At 64.4% G+C, this 14,636-nt stretch carries 17 protein-coding genes; 5 read left to right on the forward strand and 12 right to left on the reverse strand.

What is annotated here, in order from left to right:
• Nucleotides 1–151: 151 nt before the first annotated feature.
• Complete coding sequence (gene hemA / locus AAFN84_RS08490; RefSeq protein ID WP_347514129.1) at nt 152–1,432, forward strand: 5-aminolevulinate synthase; 1,281 nt, start codon at nt 152–154, stop codon at nt 1,430–1,432.
• 15 nt (nt 1,433–1,447) lie between these two features.
• Here hemA and AAFN84_RS08495 read toward each other — a convergent pair whose 3' ends face one another.
• The 4 genes from AAFN84_RS08495 to AAFN84_RS08510 form a co-directional block, all read right to left on the reverse strand.
• Nucleotides 1,448–2,194 (reverse strand): acetoacetate decarboxylase family protein, encoded by a 747-nt coding sequence (locus AAFN84_RS08495; RefSeq protein ID WP_347514130.1) that lies wholly within the window; start codon nt 2,192–2,194, stop codon nt 1,448–1,450.
• Between the two features lie 165 nt (nt 2,195–2,359).
• Nucleotides 2,360–3,526: a pyridoxal phosphate-dependent aminotransferase gene (locus AAFN84_RS08500; RefSeq protein WP_347514131.1), complete on the reverse strand. Its 1,167-nt coding sequence runs from the start codon at nt 3,524–3,526 to the stop codon at nt 2,360–2,362.
• 69 nt (nt 3,527–3,595) lie between these two features.
• Nucleotides 3,596–4,018 carry a large conductance mechanosensitive channel protein MscL gene (gene mscL / locus AAFN84_RS08505; RefSeq protein ID WP_347514132.1) on the reverse strand — a complete coding sequence of 141 codons (423 nt, stop codon included), beginning with the start codon at nt 4,016–4,018 and terminating at the stop codon, nt 3,596–3,598.
• Between the two features lie 227 nt (nt 4,019–4,245).
• Nucleotides 4,246–4,683, reverse strand: a complete 438-nt coding sequence (locus AAFN84_RS08510; RefSeq protein WP_347514133.1) for a hypothetical protein — start codon at nt 4,681–4,683, stop codon at nt 4,246–4,248.
• Nucleotides 4,684–4,774: 91 nt separating this feature from the next.
• Here AAFN84_RS08510 and AAFN84_RS08515 point away from each other — a divergent pair, with 91 nt between their 5' ends.
• Both AAFN84_RS08515 and AAFN84_RS08520 read left to right on the forward strand, forming a co-directional pair.
• Complete coding sequence (locus AAFN84_RS08515) at nt 4,775–5,122, forward strand: DUF952 domain-containing protein (protein WP_347515081.1); 348 nt, start codon at nt 4,775–4,777, stop codon at nt 5,120–5,122.
• Complete coding sequence (locus AAFN84_RS08520; RefSeq protein ID WP_347514134.1) at nt 5,119–6,195, forward strand: quinone-dependent dihydroorotate dehydrogenase; 1,077 nt, start codon at nt 5,119–5,121, stop codon at nt 6,193–6,195. Before AAFN84_RS08515 ends, AAFN84_RS08520 begins: the two co-directional genes overlap by 4 nt.
• On the opposite strand, the gene AAFN84_RS08525 is transcribed toward AAFN84_RS08520, so the two are convergent.
• Nucleotides 6,192–7,538, reverse strand: a complete 1,347-nt coding sequence (locus tag AAFN84_RS08525; protein WP_347514135.1) for an MATE family efflux transporter — start codon at nt 7,536–7,538, stop codon at nt 6,192–6,194. The two genes, AAFN84_RS08520 and AAFN84_RS08525, sit on opposite strands and share 4 nt — an antisense overlap.
• A 104-nt stretch (nt 7,539–7,642) precedes the next feature.
• On the reverse strand, nt 7,643–7,906 hold the full coding sequence (locus tag AAFN84_RS08530) for a DUF6460 domain-containing protein (RefSeq protein ID WP_347514136.1): 264 nt from the start codon (nt 7,904–7,906) through the stop codon (nt 7,643–7,645).
• Between the two features lie 135 nt (nt 7,907–8,041).
• On the opposite strand from AAFN84_RS08530, the gene AAFN84_RS08535 reads away from it, so the two are divergent.
• Both AAFN84_RS08535 and AAFN84_RS08540 read left to right on the forward strand, forming a co-directional pair.
• Nucleotides 8,042–8,188 (forward strand): hypothetical protein, encoded by a 147-nt coding sequence (locus AAFN84_RS08535; RefSeq protein WP_347514137.1) that lies wholly within the window; start codon nt 8,042–8,044, stop codon nt 8,186–8,188.
• A 52-nt stretch (nt 8,189–8,240) separates the two neighbouring features.
• Nucleotides 8,241–8,591, forward strand: coding sequence for a hypothetical protein (locus AAFN84_RS08540; protein WP_347514138.1), 351 nt, complete (start codon nt 8,241–8,243; stop codon nt 8,589–8,591).
• A 72-nt stretch (nt 8,592–8,663) separates the two neighbouring features.
• Here the strand turns inward: AAFN84_RS08540 and AAFN84_RS08545 are convergent, their stop codons facing one another.
• Genes AAFN84_RS08545 through AAFN84_RS08570 form a run of 6 tightly spaced genes read right to left on the reverse strand, consistent with a single transcriptional unit; the run spans nt 8,664 to nt 14,617 of the window.
• A complete protein-coding gene (locus AAFN84_RS08545; RefSeq protein ID WP_347514139.1) occupies nt 8,664–9,641 on the reverse strand; it encodes an ornithine cyclodeaminase family protein in 978 nt (325 codons plus the stop codon).
• On the reverse strand, nt 9,638–10,495 hold the full coding sequence (locus AAFN84_RS08550; protein WP_347514140.1) for an alpha/beta hydrolase: 858 nt from the start codon (nt 10,493–10,495) through the stop codon (nt 9,638–9,640). Before AAFN84_RS08550 ends, AAFN84_RS08545 begins: the two co-directional genes overlap by 4 nt.
• A complete protein-coding gene (locus tag AAFN84_RS08555) occupies nt 10,492–11,946 on the reverse strand; it encodes a M81 family metallopeptidase (protein WP_347514141.1) in 1,455 nt (484 codons plus the stop codon). The genes AAFN84_RS08550 and AAFN84_RS08555 overlap by 4 nt, the downstream gene beginning before the upstream one ends.
• Entirely contained in the window at nt 11,943–13,097 is a 1,155-nt protein-coding gene (locus AAFN84_RS08560; RefSeq protein WP_347514142.1) for an FAD-dependent oxidoreductase, read from the reverse strand. The genes AAFN84_RS08555 and AAFN84_RS08560 overlap by 4 nt, the downstream gene beginning before the upstream one ends.
• Nucleotides 13,098–13,628, reverse strand: a complete 531-nt coding sequence (locus AAFN84_RS08565) for a TRAP transporter small permease subunit (protein ID WP_347514143.1) — start codon at nt 13,626–13,628, stop codon at nt 13,098–13,100.
• A complete protein-coding gene (locus AAFN84_RS08570) occupies nt 13,625–14,617 on the reverse strand; it encodes a TRAP transporter substrate-binding protein (RefSeq protein ID WP_347514144.1) in 993 nt (330 codons plus the stop codon). The genes AAFN84_RS08565 and AAFN84_RS08570 overlap by 4 nt, the downstream gene beginning before the upstream one ends.
• Nucleotides 14,618–14,636 lie beyond the last annotated feature (19 nt).

The raw sequence follows: 14,636 nt of genomic DNA on the forward strand, positions 1-14,636 counted from the left end.
GAAATCTGTTCATTGCGCGAAATCAGGGACCGTGTTCGTGAATCCCACCGTCATCCAGCAACGGGATCGGCGTGGCAATTTGACCGACCTTCGCCCAATGGACGCGCAGGGCCACCGAGACTATTTTGCCGCGCAAATTCAGGAAGGTGCCATGAACTACCAGCGGTTTTTCGAAGAGGCGATCGATCAGCTCCATGCCGAGCGGCGCTACCGGATCTTTGCCGATCTGGAGCGGATCGTCGGGTCGTTTCCGCGCGCGATCTGGCGCAACAACGGCGATGCGCGCGAAATCACCGTGTGGTGCTCGAACGACTATCTCGGCATGGGACAGCATCCCCAGGTCATCGCGGCATCGCAGCAGGCGGCGGGTGCCATGGGTTCCGGCGCCGGTGGCACGCGCAATATTTCGGGCACCAACCATCCGCTGGTCGAGCTGGAGCTCGAACTTGCCGACCTGCACGCCAAGGAGGCCGCGCTAGTCTTCACCTCGGGTTTCGTTTCCAACGAGGCCGCCATCTCGACCATCGGCAAGCTGCTGCCGAACTGCCTCATCCTTTCCGACGAACTGAACCACGCCTCGATGATCGAGGGCGTGCGCAGATCTGGCGCCGAAAAGAAGGTTTTCCGCCACAACGACCTCGTGCATCTTGAAAGCCTGCTGCAGCATGCTGGCCGCGAGCGTGCAAAGGTCATCGTGTTCGAAAGCGTCTATTCGATGGACGGCGACATCGCACCGATCGCGGCGATCGCGGACCTCGCCGACAAGTATAACGCGATGACCTACATCGACGAGGTTCACGCCGTCGGCATGTATGGCGAACGCGGCGGTGGCATCACGGAACGTGAAGGCCTCGCCGCGCGCATCGACGTGATCGAGGGAACCCTAGCCAAGGCGTACGGCACCCTCGGTGGCTACATCACCGGCACGCGCTCGGTGATCGACGCGGTTCGCTCCTATGCCCCCGGCTTCATCTTCACGACGGCCCTGCCGCCCTCCATCGCTGCCGCCGCGACGGCATCCATCCGCCACCTGAAGACGTCGCAAGTCGAGCGCGATGCGCATCAGCGCCAGGCGCAACGCGCCAAGGATGTGCTATCGGGCGCCGACCTGCCGGTAATGGCGTCGGAAACCCACATCGTGCCGCTGCTGGTCGGCGATCCGGAACTCTGCAAGATGGCCAGCGACAGGCTGCTGGCCAAGCATGGCGTCTACATCCAGCCGATCAATTATCCGACCGTGCCGCGCGGCACGGAGCGGCTGCGCATCACGCCCACGCCATTCCACGACGACGCCTTGATCGACACGCTCAAGGACGCGTTGGTGGAGACGTGGAATGCGCTGGGGATTCCCTTCAAGGACCAGAGCCGACCCCAGACCCCGGTCAGGTCCGATCGCGTGGTGCCGCTGGTGGTGGCGAAGTCCGGCGGCTGATGACGCCCGACTGCCTTACGGATGCACGAAGCGTCCGAGGATTTCTCCCTTGCCAAGCGCCCAGGTGCCACGCACATAGGCGCCGCGAAGCGGCTTGTCGTTGATCGGTGCCAGGCTCGCGATATTCGAGAACGCCGGCGCGCCAAAGCGGATCGACGCCGTGCCTTCATACATCTCCGACAGAACCGTATCGTAGAGTTCCGCCCGAACCACCTCATGCACGGCCGTCGTCTCCAGCGACGGGTCTGGCAGAATCCGCACGCCCAGACGCGGCGTGGACATGAATTTCACCGTGGGAGATCCGACGAGCTCCGCCGGCGGCGTGACGCTCTCGACGTTGAGCTTGATCGAGAAGAGCTGTTCGCCCATCCGCTGGAGATTGCCGCAAATCTCGTTGCCCGCCCAGTACAAGGGGGTGTCGTCGCACAGCAGCTTGGTCATGCCGTAGACCTCCCGGCCCACGAGCAGCGACGCGTCGGTGGACGTGAACAGGCTGACCGCGATCAGCCCCTCCGTCTCGCCGTGGCGGACACGAAGCGTGATGCCGCCTTCATGGAACTTGCCGATATAGGGGAGCTGCGTCATCTCGCCGACAAAGGCCATCGCCGTGTTCCCGACGAGTTCGAGCTCGGGCGGCAGCGCCGCCTGTGCGGCGGCGGGGTCGATCTCATAGCTGACGCGCACCATGCGCGCATCGGTCATGTAATAGGGCGGCTTACCGTAGATCGGCGCGCCGTAGGGAATGCTGTAGCCCTTGTCCATCGCAGTCCTATGCCTTCTTGATCGACGACGGGCAGCCCGGTGTTGCCAGCCGGCACAGGGGCCGGCGCACTTGCAGCGCATCCCGCCAGAAACATTATAATGTCCTGACGATATGACATTCAAATGCCTGACACAAGGCGGACCTGTCGCAATTCAGTAGTCAGGTCAGCGCCGGCTTATCCATCTCGCCAGCCTGTCCGCCGCTTCCTCGATCTGGTCGAGCCGGCGATGGAAGCACAGCCGGAAATAGTCGTCGCCGCCGGCGCCAAAGGCCGTTCCGGGCGCAAGACCGACATTCGCATTGTCGATGATGTCGAAAGCCGCGCTGGTGGTGTCGGTGATGCCGTCGATGCGGAAGAATGCGTAGAACGCACCCGCCGGCGGCGACAGGTCGACCCGGCCGGTCGCCAACAGCCGCTCGCAGACGATATCGCGCGCCGCATGCGCACGTTCCACCTGCTGCGCGATAAACGCGTCGCCTTCATCAAGCGCGGCAACCGCGCCGCGCTGCAGGAATGCAGGCACGCCCGAGATCGAATACTGCATCAGGTTTTCGAAGACCTGCTGCAGTTCCGGATGCACCTTGAGCCAGCCGACCCGCCAGCCGGTCATCGCCCAGTTCTTGGAGAAGCTGTTGACGAACATGATCCTGTCGTCGGGTAGCATGACGTCCAGAAACGACGGCGCGCGGCGCCCGCCATAGTAGAACAGCGAGTAGATCTCGTCGGCAATCACCCACAGGCCGCGCTCGCGGGCCAGGGCGAGTATGGCCGCCAGCGTCTCGCTGTCGGCAGTCCAGCCGGTCGGATTGGAGGGTGTGTTGATGAAGATCGCCCGCGTTGCCGGCGTGATGGCGGCGGCCACCTTCTCGACATCGCAGGTCCAGCCATTGCCTGAACGGTCGAGCGTGACGGCTACCGGCTTTGCGCCGGCGATGCCTGCGGCGGCAGCAAAGTTCGGCCATGCCGGAGACAGGTATACGACCTCGTCGCCATGGCCGGCCACGGCATCGAGCGCGAGCTGGATGGCGTGCATCCCCGACGTCGCCACGATGAACTCCTCGGCGGCGAATGCCTTGCCGAAATGGCGCGTATAGTAGCGGGCAAGCGCCTCACGCAGTTCCGGTATGCCACGCTGCCACGTGTAAAAGGTCTCGCCCGCAGCCAGTGCCCTGGACGCGGCATCCGAGATAAAGGTGGGGGTCGGCAGGTCGCCCTCGCCCGCCCACAGCGGGATCATCCCCTCCTTGTTGCGGCCATGGCTCATCACCGCGACGATGCCGCTTTCCGGCGCGTTGCGGGCTTCAGGGCGAAGGTGGTCAAGCTGGGTCATGGCTTCGTCTCGCAAAAAAGGAAGACCCCGGCCGCATGCGACCGGGGTCCAAGACGCCTATCTCAGCGCCTACCTGTTCGCAAGGAGATCGCGAATTTCGGTCAACAGCTTGACGTCTGCTGGCGGCGGCGCGGCCGGAGCCGCTTCCTTTTCCCGTTCGAGACGCCGGCGCATCGCATTCACTCCCCGCACCATCAAAAAGATGATCCAGGCAAGGATCAGGAAGTTGATGAGGACGGTGATGAAATTGCCGTAGGCGAAGACCGCGCCCTGCTCACGCGCCGCAGCCAGAGTGTCCGCTGTTACGCCGGATGACAACGGCAGGAAGTAATTCGAAAAGTCGAAACCGCCGAATATTGCTCCAACGATCGGCATGATGATGTCGTCGACCAGCGAGGAGACGATGAGGCCGAAAGCACCGCCGATGATCACGCCGACGGCGAGATCCATGACATTGCCCTTGGCAATGAATTCCTGAAATTCCTTGAGCATCCTTCCCTCCTGGAGAATGGAACCTTGGACGAATCGTGCCTCACACAATGCTCGGCAATCCGAACCATAGCAAAAGCGTCGCGCGCGATAAGCGAGAAAGTTCGTCACGCAACCCGGGCGATATGGGCGCGTTCCGTACACAGTGATTTGTCGGCGCCCGTGATGGAGATGCAGACCTTCCACCACCGCGCCAGCGCCCGGCCCACGACTACCCTGAACGCCAGGCCTCAGGTCCTGTCGGCCTGAGGTGGCTGATCGGAATCAAAGTCCTGTTCCAGGTCTTTGACAATGCCCATGAAGCGCCGAAAGAAGCGCTCCATGTAACTCAGCGTCTGCTCGAACTCCTGATCGTCGGGCAGTTCGGTCGCCGCACTCTCACCTTCAAGAGCGGTGATCCTCTCCTCCAACGCTTCGACGCGCTTCTGCAGGGCCGCGATGCCGTCGTCATAGGCCTCGCGTTCCTCGACGGCGAGGCGGCAGACGAGTTGTCCGCCGCGCTCCCTGCACAGGCTGGTGCGACCTGTGGTCGTGTCGATCCGGACATAGCCTTCGTCGGTTCGCTCCAGACGGTAGCGCTCCACCTCCTGCGCCGACGCCGGCATGGCGCCGATCGCAAGCACGATAACGGGGGCCAGGATTTGGAAACGAGTCATTTCACCCTCCATTGACGATCGACCGGATCAGAGCGCATTTTTATGCCGGAATTGCGTCGTGCCCGCGCTTTTCTTCGCGGGGCGATGCGCCTATAGCGGCTGCATGTCCAAGCTCATCTACAAGATCGTTCCCGAACCCCTGTGGCGCGATGCCGTAAACCACGGCGTTTTCGCTGGAGCCGCCATCGATCTCACTGACGGCTTCATCCATTTTTCCACCGCTGCGCAGGCACGGGAGACCGCGTCGAAACACTTCGCCGACCAGCACGACCTACTGCTCGTCGCGGTCGACGAAGATAGGCTTGGTCCGGCGTTGAAATACGAAGTGTCGCGTGGTGGCGCCCTGTTCCCGCACCTTTACGGTGACCTCGACCTCGCGGCCGTCGCATGGGTGCGGCCGCTGCCGCTTGGGCCGGACGGCGCCCACCAGTTTCCGGAGTTGGACGCATGATCCCCCTGCTCGACCGGCTCGGCCAGAGGCTGCTGTTCGCCTTCGACCCGGAAATGGCGCACGGGCTCTCGATCGCGGCGCTGAAGACCGGCATTCCGCTCTGCCGAGCGCCGGCTGCCGATCCGCGTCTTTCGGTGGAGGTAGCGGGCCTGCGCTTTCCCAACCCGTTGGGCATGGCCGCAGGTTACGACAAGAATGGCGAAGTGCCTGACGCGCTGCTCGATCTCGGCTTCGGTTTCGCGGAGGTGGGCACCGTCACGCCACTGCCGCAGCGGGGCAATCCGAAACCGCGGATCTTTCGCCTCCAAGATGATCTCGCCGTGGTCAACCGGCTCGGCTTCAACAATGACGGCCATGCAGCCTGTCTCAAGCGCATGCATGCGAGAAAGAGCCGGCAGGGAATCGTCGGCGTCAACATTGGCGCCAACAAGGACAGCAGTGATCGCGTCGCCGACTATCGGCTTGGCGTCGCGCGTTTCGCGGACGCTGCGAGCTACCTGACGGTCAACATCTCGTCGCCGAACACGCCGGGCCTGCGCAACCTGCAGGCACGCGAAAGCCTGGCCGAACTGCTTTCGGCCGTGAAGACGGCGCGTGACGAGGCCAATGCCAATCCGCCGATCTTCCTCAAGATCGCGCCTGACCTCGACGATGAGGAACTCGACGACATCGCTGCCGAGGTGCTGGAGAAGGGCATCGACGGCGTGATCGTCTCCAACACCACGTTGTCGCGAGACAGTCTCACCAGCCGCGAGGCGTCGCAGACGGGCGGCATGTCGGGGCGGCCGCTGTTCATGCGCTCGACCGCAGTGCTTGCGCGCATGCGGCGCAGGCTGGGCGCCGACGTGGCCATCATCGGTGTCGGTGGCGTCGACTCGGCCGAGACGGCGGCCGAGAAGATCAGGGCGGGCGCCGACCTCGTCCAGCTTTACACGGCCATGATCTATGCCGGGCCGACGATGCCCGGCGACATCGTCACGGGGTTGTCGCGCATCGCGCAGCGGGAAGGCGTCGCCTCGATCGCGGAATTGCGCGACACCACGCTTGCGCGATGGGAAGCGACGCCGCTCTAGACGGTGCCGAACGTTGCGCGGGTTCGCGCCGGCACCATGGCGAGCAGGCTGACGCCGCGGATGATCAGGAAGATGTGCAGCGCGGCCCACAGACCGGAATTGCCGAAGACGGGACCAAGCAGCAGCAAGGCCGCGACATAGGCAGCGAACGACACCAGCATCATGTTGCGCAGGTCGCGCGACCATGTCGCGCCCATGAAGATGCCGTCCATCTGGAACGCCAGAACCCCGCTCACTGCCGTCAAAGCGGCCCAGGGCAGGAACCTGCCGGCAGCGGCACGAACCTCTTCGGCGGTGGTCATGAAGGCAATGAACGCGTCGCCGAAAAGCAGGAATATCAGCGACACTGCCCCCGACACCGCGAAGCCCCAGATCGCGGTCAGCCGCAGTGCCTTCGCGAACGCCGGCCGGTATCGTGCGCCCACCGAGCGGCCCGCGAGCTGTTCGGCGGCAGCGGCGAAACCGTCGAGGAAGTAGCCGGAGAGCAGGAAGAAATTCATCAGCACCGCATTGGCGGCGAGGGTCAGCGTCCCCAGTTGCGCGCCCTGCCGCGCAAACAGCGCAAACGCACCGAGAAGCACGAACGACCGGATCATGATGTCGCGGTTGAGCGCGAACATGGTCTTCAGTGCCTCGATGTTGCGCAGCGCGCCTTCGGGCAGCGGCGGGAGGCGCCGAAACCGCAAGACGAGAACACTCACACCGATCGTGGCGGCCATCGCTTCCGCCCCGACGGTCGCCCAGGCGACCCCGGCGATGCCCCAGCCCATCCACAGGCCAAGCCAGACCGACAGCCCGATATTCACCAGGTTGAGAAGCAGTTGCAGGCCCAGACCGAGCCTTGCCTCGCCGCGCCCCAGCACATAGCCGAGGACGGCGTAGTTCGCGAGCGCGAAGGGAGACGAAAGCAGCCTGACGGAGACATATGTCGCCATCGCCTGGGTCACCGAGGGTTCAGCCGCGATAAAGCGCGCGCCGGCCAGCACGATCAGTGGCGCCGCGATCGCCAACACGATCCCGAGGGTGACAGCGGTCATCAGTGCGCGCCAGAAGACGGCCTGTTCCTCAGGCGCGTCGCCTCTGCCGAAGGCCTGGGCGACGAGACCCGTCGTGCCCGTGCGCAGGAAATTGAACGTCGCGAATACGAGGTCGAAGACGATGGCGCCGGCCGCGAGCCCACCCAGCAATGCCGCGTCCCCGAGCCGGCCGATCACCACCGTATCGGTGATGCCGATGAGCGGCGTCGTCAGATAGGCGAGCATCATCGGAACCGCGATCGACAGGACGAGCCTGTTGTCGACTTCGAAGGCGCGTGGCGCGATCCTGCTGTGATCTGCGGTCATCCGGAACCAGAACCTCAACTGTTCGAACGGGCTCGTTCCAGATGTGGCCCAGTTGGAGTCCGGCGGCCACGACCAGTGGCCCGAAACCCTTCGTCCAGCCCTTGTCAGCGGCGATAGCTGAGGACGCGCAGGATGATGAAGATCGGAATGACGACCGCGGCACCGAGCAGGAAATAGGTCCAGAACCTGTAGATGGCGTCGAAGCCCATGTTCCACAGGCCGACGAAGAAGTCCTCTATCCGGTAGAAAACATCCCAGGGAGACCAGCCGAACGTCGCCATGACGATGCCGACGAGGAACGACACCACGATCAGCTTGATCGCGACGCGCAGCGGCGAGTCGCCAAGGAAACGCGTTATGGACGACATGCGGTCTTCTCCTGCCGGACAACTGAGTGCCCAGATACGTGCGTTCGGTGGCCGCTTCAAGGCGTCGTGCCGCCGGAACCCTTTCGATGTCGACACGTTCCTGTGGCGATATCGCATCGTGCCGAGGGGGCAAACGTGAAGCAGAACTATCTCTATCTCATCATCGGCGCGCTGGTCGTCGCCGTCATCGCGCTCGGTGCCTATGTCCTGCAGGAAGAATCGGAGCCTTCCGGCGTGGAACTGCGCATCGACGAGTCGGGCGTTTCAGTCGAACAGAACTGATCGTCATCCGATGGCGTCCCACAGACCCGGCATTTGAAGAAGGATCATCAAAATGGCAGACACACCCAATACAGACCAGAACCGCAGGGATCTTGAGAAGCAGATCGCCGATCTTCGCGCCGATATGGCGGCGCTCACCAAAACGGTCTCCGAGCGAGGCGGGGCCGTCTACGATGATCTCAGCGCCGGTGCAGAGGGCATGTACACGGAGGCCTCGCGCCAGGCACGCGGAGCGGCAAAGCAGGTGCGCAACCAGGCATACCTGGTATCGGAGGCAGCGCGCGAAAACCCCGGCACCGCCGCTACGGTGCTTTCATCGGCAGGCATCCTCGGCTTCCTCATCGGCCTGGCAGTCGGCCATGCTCTGAGCGCCAACGAGCAGCCCTCGCGCCGCTGGTACTGATCCAACCAAGCATCCCCACGACAACCCGTCATCGCTCTGCGATGGCGGGTTTTGCGTTGGGTGCCTTGTCGATCAGAAGGGTGCCGACACGCCCTTGCCGGTCGCTTTCGCCTGCTGCCAGCAATGGTGCGCACAGGCGATGTCCTGCGCCGCCACGCCGAGAGACCGGTAGAGCGTGATCGCGCTGTCGTCCGGGCGTCCGGGTGCCCTGCCTTCGATGACCTCCCCGATTTCGGCCCTGACATGGTCCTTGCCGATCCTGCCGGCGGCGATCATGTCAACGATCTCGCCGGCTTGCGCGAAGGTCGAGGGACGGAAGTCGACGAAAACCAGCGAACGCAGGACCATCTCGTCGTCGATCTCGCGTTTCGACGGGATCGATGCGCCGACGACGTTCAGATGCGTGCCGGGCGAAATCCATTCACCCCGAAGCACCGGCGTCGGCGACGTCGTCACCGTACACACGATATCGGCGCCGCGAACGATGCTCTCGACATCGGTGCCGAAGCTCACCGCGAGGTGGGGATATTTGCGTTTCGCGTGGTCAGCGAAGGCACTTGCCGATTGTTGCGTCCGGCTCGCGATCCGTAGTTCCTCGATCGGGCGAACGGTCATGGTCGCGTCGAGATGATGGCGCGCCTGTTCGCCGGCTCCGACAGTCGCGAATATCCGCGAGTTCTCGCGCGACAGGGCACGCGTCGCAACGGCGCTCGCCGCAGCGGTGCGGATCGCCGTCAGTGGCCCGCCATCCATGATCGCCACGGCCGTGCCGTGCTCAGCCTCGAACAGCACCATGGCGCCCTGGTGCGACGAGTATCCATCGGCGACATTGCCGGGATACAGGCTGACGAGCTTGATGCCATGGCAGGCGAGGTTTCGCATCATGCCCGGCATGATGCCCATCTTGTTGGGGCCGCCGGCATCCATGATCGAGCGCAGCGGCAGTTCCGCATCCCCGCGCGACACGGCCGCCATGGCATCCGCGACAACGTCGATCGCTGTCTTCGGCGGCAGCAGCGCCTCGACGTCCTGGTGCGAAAGTACCATCATAGCGCGCGAACCTTGCCGGTACCCCAGGGCGTCGAGCTGGCTGGAACCAGACCAAGCTGCTCTTCGAGGATCGCAGTGTAGAGATCGGGACGAACGGTATAGGGAAAATGTCCGCCGCTCTCGAAACGATAGGCGACCGCCGGCTGCAACTGGGTGCGGACCTCGTCGCGCATGAACAGCGGGATCAGTGGATCGTCGGCGCCCTCGATCGTGATTATGCGCTCGGACGGCAGCCCCACAGGCGGAAGTGCTGGCGCGTTCTTGATGCCCTTGAGGCGGTTGCGAAGCTCGGCCTCCGGAATGCGTCCGCCGACTTCCGCCAGAAGCAGGTCCACCATGTGCTTCTGGTCGGGATGGCTGTCGGCCCATGCATTGAGGCCTCGCCCAAAGCCGGCGCGCAGTTCCTCGATCGGTGCGGCGTCGAGATCGGAAACGTAGGGTGGGTTCTGCTTGGCAGGGGCGGTGTCATAAAGTGTGTTTGCCGCGATCAGGCGTTCGACGCGCGCCGGATGGGCTGCGGCGATGTACTGTGCGAGATAGCCACCGAGAGACGACCCGAGCACCACCGCCTTGCCGATGCGTCGGTCGTCGAGGAGCGCCGCGAGGTCTCCCGACCACTCCGCCACGCCACCGCTGGCGGGATATGTCACCGACAGAATGCGCGCCCGCCCCTCGAGCGCCTCGATCTGTTGCCAGAAGATGTCGCCGCGCCCCAGCGTGCCGGGGATCAAAAGCAGAGCCGGACCCTCGCCGCCAGTGTCGACCACGCCCCATTCGCGGCCGTTCAGCACCACACGTTCCTCGGTATGCCGGCGGGCGAAATCATCTCTCGATTGGATTAGCGGATTGGTCATGCGAAAGGGTCTTCCATTCTCGGCCAGTAGTTCGGCGCGCGGTTGCGGTAGGGGATGTTGGCATAATCCGGCGTGATCGAACCGGGCGTCGCCACGTGAATGACTTCGGCGGCGATCGGCGCAAAGCCGGCATGGAAATGCTGCGAGGACTTCACGCAGACGAGCTTCTTCGACGCCAGATCGATGCCGAGGCCGGTATAGGCCTCCGGATGGAAAGTCTGCGTGCGCAGGTCGTTGACGACGATATCGATGCCACCGCACTGCAGCCATGCGACATTGCCCAGCGGCAACGGCAGGTCGCCGAAGCGCTGCGTAAGGTCGGAGGAGAGGCGCTTGACCGTCACCTTGAGGTCGAGCGGCTGGCCCGACATCGGGCCGTGCTTGCCGCCAAGTCTGAGGTCGAGCTCCGCGCCTTCGCCGGCCTCGCGGCAAATGCGCATGGCGCCCGTATCCCAGAAGATGCCGATGACCGCGTTGTCGATGCCGCGCCGGATGATCGCTTCGAGCAGGAAAGTGGCGTCGCCCGGCGCGCCTCCGCCGGCATTGTCGGCGACATCGGCAAGGACGACCGGGCCTGCGGGATTGGAGAGCGCCATGTCGAGCGCCGTCTCGATATCCGGATGCGGCCTGTTCAGCCCGGAGCGAATCGATAGCAATTCCTGCGCAAGTTCCGCCGCCAGTGCCTCGGCCTTGTCGGCATCACCGTCGCAGATCACGAGGCTGCGTGCGCCGGCGCGCGGATGATCGCCCCAGGGAAAGCCGTGGATCAGCGACGCCGCCAGCACGCCGTCCTTGCCCTCGCGAGCGCTCATGGCGTCGACGAAGCCGCGCATCGGCTCGTAGGGCGTATGCATGGCGCAAATGATGCGGCAGTCGTGGTCGCGCATCACCGGTCGCGTGCGCCCTTCGGCTGCATCGACGGCCAGCCGGAAAAGATCGCGCGCCCGGTCGGCGACGTCGACATGCGGATATTCCTTGTAGGGCACCAGCAACGTCGTCGTTTTCAGCATCAATTCCGTCAGGTGCGAGTGCGGATCGAGCAGGCCGCCAATGACGACGTCCTCGCCGACGATCTCCCGGCAGCGCGCGATGAGGTCGCCTTCGCAATCGTCAAAGCCATCGGCGATCATGGCGCCATGCAGCGACAGCAGCACGATGTCGACCGGCATGGCGGCGCGCAGGCCGTCGAGGATTTCGTCGCGAAACGTTTCGTAGGTCGAGCGCACCGTCGGGCCGGCCGGCTGGGCGATCGCCATCAGGCCTTCCTCCACCTGCCAACCGCGCTCTTCCCCCGCCTGCTTCCAGACATGCAACGGTGCGGTCCAATACTGGACCGGCTGCGTGGTTGCGTTGCCGCGCGTCACGCCGCCTTCCTCAAAGCTCAGTGTTCCGGTCGGAAGCGGCGAAAACGAGTTGGTTTCGGTTACCAGACCGGCCATGAACAGTTTCATTTCACCACCTTGTCTTGAATGGCTGGACGTTGCGGCGACAGCGATTCAGCGTCGACACCTTGCGCGGCCAAATCGTCAGGCACGCCACGCGCCGCAATGAGAGCGGCCGCCAGCCTCGCCATCGCCGGGGCTGACTGGATGCCGTAGCCGCCCTGCCCCGCCAGCCAGAAGAAGCCCGGCGCGTCCGCCGCAAAGCCGACGACGGGCACCTTGTCGGCGACGAAACTGCGCAATCCTGCCCAGCGATTGGCGACATGACGAACCTGGAGATCGAAAGCGCGCTCGATGCGGTCGATGCAGATCGCGATGTCGAGTTCTTCCGGCTGTGCGTCGCAAGGCGGACTCGGCGTCTCGTCGGCCGGCGATATCAGCAGCCTGCCGGCATCCGGCTTGAGGTAGAACTCTTCGTCGATATCGACCACCATCGGCCATGCGTCGTCCACGCCGCGCTCAGGCCCGTCGACAATCAACGCCGTGCGGCGTTTCGGAACGAGGCCCACCGGCGCGATACCCGACTGCCTGGCGATGTCGTCGGCCCATGCGCCCGCCGCATTGACGATGATCGGTGCCCGGTAGGTGCCGCTGCCGGTTTCCACCTGCCAGTCGCCGCCCACGCGGCCAAGCGCCCTGACCTCGGCGTTCGTCACCAGCGTGCCGCCCGCTTCCTTGAGCCGGCGGAGATAGCCGTGGTGCAACGCATGGACGTCGATGTCGGCGGCGGAATTCTCCAGCAGTGCTGCTGCCGCGTAGCCATGGCGGAGAAGCGGGATGCGATCTTGGACGGCGTCACCCTCGATCAGGCCGACATCGCCACGATCGCGGACTTCCTCGAACGTTGCGGCGACGGTGTGCGCCTGGTCTTGTCTTCCGACAAGGGCGACGACCCGCTTGCGCAGCAGCGGATGTGTGGAAAACCCTGCCGGCGGTGCATCGAAAAAGCCCGCGGACGCGCGCGACAAAGCGCGGATCTGCGGAGGCCCGTAGACCTGAGAATAGATCGCAGCCGAGCGCCCGGTGGTGTGGTAGCCGGGCTGCGCCTCACGCTCCAGCACGATCACCCGGGCGTTGCCCGCCAGTTCGGCGGCGAGCGAGGCGCCGGCGATACCCGCACCGATCACCAGCACGTCGGCCTGATGGTTCGTATCGGTCATCTAGGTGAGCTCGGTTGCGGGCCCCGGGGCCGCCCCGCCAATGAGGCGGGCGGCAAGGTGCAGGAGGAGAATGGCGCAGACGGTGGGGATGGCGGCTGCGATGAAGACGAGATTGATTCCCAGCCCCGGCGACGTGCGCGCCGACATGCGCACCATGAAGCTGCGCGCCGGATCGAAACCCGCGCCGAACAGCGAATAATAGAGGATCGGCACGATGAAGATCGCGGCGGTCAGGCCGATCGCCAGCTTGGCGACCATCGCCCGCCGGTCGCGCGCCGTTTCATCCACGCGAACCACCGCGGGATCGGCGGCGCGCCTGAACGCCGCCGTCGCGCCAAGAAGTCCGCCCCAGACCATAAGATATCGTGCGAGTTCCTCGGTCCACACCGGAGGCTGGCGCAGGCCGTATCGGGATACGACCTGCACCATGATGACGCCGACCATGCCGATCAGCGCCGCCTTTGCCAGCGCAAGGCAGACACGGTCGACTGACGCGCTGAGCGCGACGATGGCGGCGCCGGCCTTTTTCATTGACGGGTCTGCTCGGCGGCGGCCGTGAAGTCAGCGATGGCGTCCTCGGGCATCAGGCTCGGCCATGCCGCCTTGGAACGCTCGACGAATTCGGCGCGGGCTTCAGGCGACAGGCTGGTCACTTCGACGCCCTTTTCGCGGAGCTGCTCGATCTCCATCGCAGCCGCCTTCATCGTCCATTCGCGGTTCTTGGCGTTGGCATCGGCCACGGCGGCATCTACCTTGGTGCGGTCTTCGTCTGAAAGGCCCTCATACCAGTCGTTCGACATCAACGCGGAACGGAATGGCGTGCCCGAGCCTGAGTCGGTGTAGAACTTCAGAAAGTCGGTGTGCTGGAAGATCAGCGCGACCACCGGAGGATTGACGTAGCCATCGACCATGCCCTGCTGGAGGCCGGTCATGAATTCCGGCATGTCGATGACGACCGCCGATGCGCCCCATTCCTCGATGAGCTTGGTCTGCGTCGCGTCGATGGCGCGGATACGCATGCCTTCCATGTCGGCCAGCGACGTGATGGGCTTCTTGGAGTTGAAGACGCCGACCGTGCCGCCGAGGCCGGTCAGGCCTGCAATGCGAATACCCTGCGCCTGCATGTTGGCATCGATGGAGTCGAGAATGTCGGTCTCGTCCAGCGCACGGAACATGTGCGGCATGTCGTCGAACATGTAGGGCGCGATGAAGCCCTGCACGCGCGGGTCAATCTCGTTGATCATGACGAAGTTTGTGACGCCGAACTGCAGCAGGCCCTGCGCCATCTGGTCGACGAGTTCCGGGTCCTTGCCGAGCGAGCCGCCGGTATAGACGCCTGCCTCGAGCCCCTGTTCCTTGAGCTTGGCAGCAAGGTCCTCCGCCCAGACCCAGTCGCCGCATGCGGGCACCGCCGGGCAACCGACGGCGATGCGGATTTCCTCGGCCTGCGCCGACGCGCCCCAGGCCGCCGACGATGCCAGGAACGCGGCACCGAGCAAGAATCGTGATGAGATGTTCATTTGCATTCCCCTTTTTCTG

Source organism: Mesorhizobium sp. CAU 1741, assembly GCF_039839275.1.
Classification (GTDB): Bacteria; Pseudomonadota; Alphaproteobacteria; order Rhizobiales; family Rhizobiaceae; genus Aerobium.

Coding starts and splice junctions, on each gene's coding strand:
- AAFN84_RS08540 (WP_347514138.1), top strand. CDS start 8,241: ATGGCAGACACACCCAATACAGACCAGAACCGCAGGGATCTTGAGAAG.
- AAFN84_RS08560 (WP_347514142.1), bottom strand. CDS start 13,097: ATGACCGATACGAACCATCAGGCCGACGTGCTGGTGATCGGTGCGGGT.
- hemA (WP_347514129.1), top strand. CDS start 152: ATGAACTACCAGCGGTTTTTCGAAGAGGCGATCGATCAGCTCCATGCC.
- AAFN84_RS08525 (WP_347514135.1), bottom strand. CDS start 7,538: ATGACCGCAGATCACAGCAGGATCGCGCCACGCGCCTTCGAAGTCGAC.
- AAFN84_RS08500 (WP_347514131.1), bottom strand. CDS start 3,526: ATGACCCAGCTTGACCACCTTCGCCCTGAAGCCCGCAACGCGCCGGAA.
- AAFN84_RS08495 (WP_347514130.1), bottom strand. CDS start 2,194: ATGGACAAGGGCTACAGCATTCCCTACGGCGCGCCGATCTACGGTAAG.
- mscL (WP_347514132.1), bottom strand. CDS start 4,018: ATGCTCAAGGAATTTCAGGAATTCATTGCCAAGGGCAATGTCATGGAT.
- AAFN84_RS08520 (WP_347514134.1), top strand. CDS start 5,119: ATGATCCCCCTGCTCGACCGGCTCGGCCAGAGGCTGCTGTTCGCCTTC.
- AAFN84_RS08510 (WP_347514133.1), bottom strand. CDS start 4,683: ATGGAGGGTGAAATGACTCGTTTCCAAATCCTGGCCCCCGTTATCGTG.
- AAFN84_RS08515 (WP_347515081.1), top strand. CDS start 4,775: ATGTCCAAGCTCATCTACAAGATCGTTCCCGAACCCCTGTGGCGCGAT.
- AAFN84_RS08550 (WP_347514140.1), bottom strand. CDS start 10,495: ATGACCAATCCGCTAATCCAATCGAGAGATGATTTCGCCCGCCGGCAT.
- AAFN84_RS08530 (WP_347514136.1), bottom strand. CDS start 7,906: ATGTCGTCCATAACGCGTTTCCTTGGCGACTCGCCGCTGCGCGTCGCG.
- AAFN84_RS08565 (WP_347514143.1), bottom strand. CDS start 13,628: ATGAAAAAGGCCGGCGCCGCCATCGTCGCGCTCAGCGCGTCAGTCGAC.
- AAFN84_RS08545 (WP_347514139.1), bottom strand. CDS start 9,641: ATGATGGTACTTTCGCACCAGGACGTCGAGGCGCTGCTGCCGCCGAAG.
- AAFN84_RS08555 (WP_347514141.1), bottom strand. CDS start 11,946: ATGAAACTGTTCATGGCCGGTCTGGTAACCGAAACCAACTCGTTTTCG.
- AAFN84_RS08570 (WP_347514144.1), bottom strand. CDS start 14,617: ATGAACATCTCATCACGATTCTTGCTCGGTGCCGCGTTCCTGGCATCG.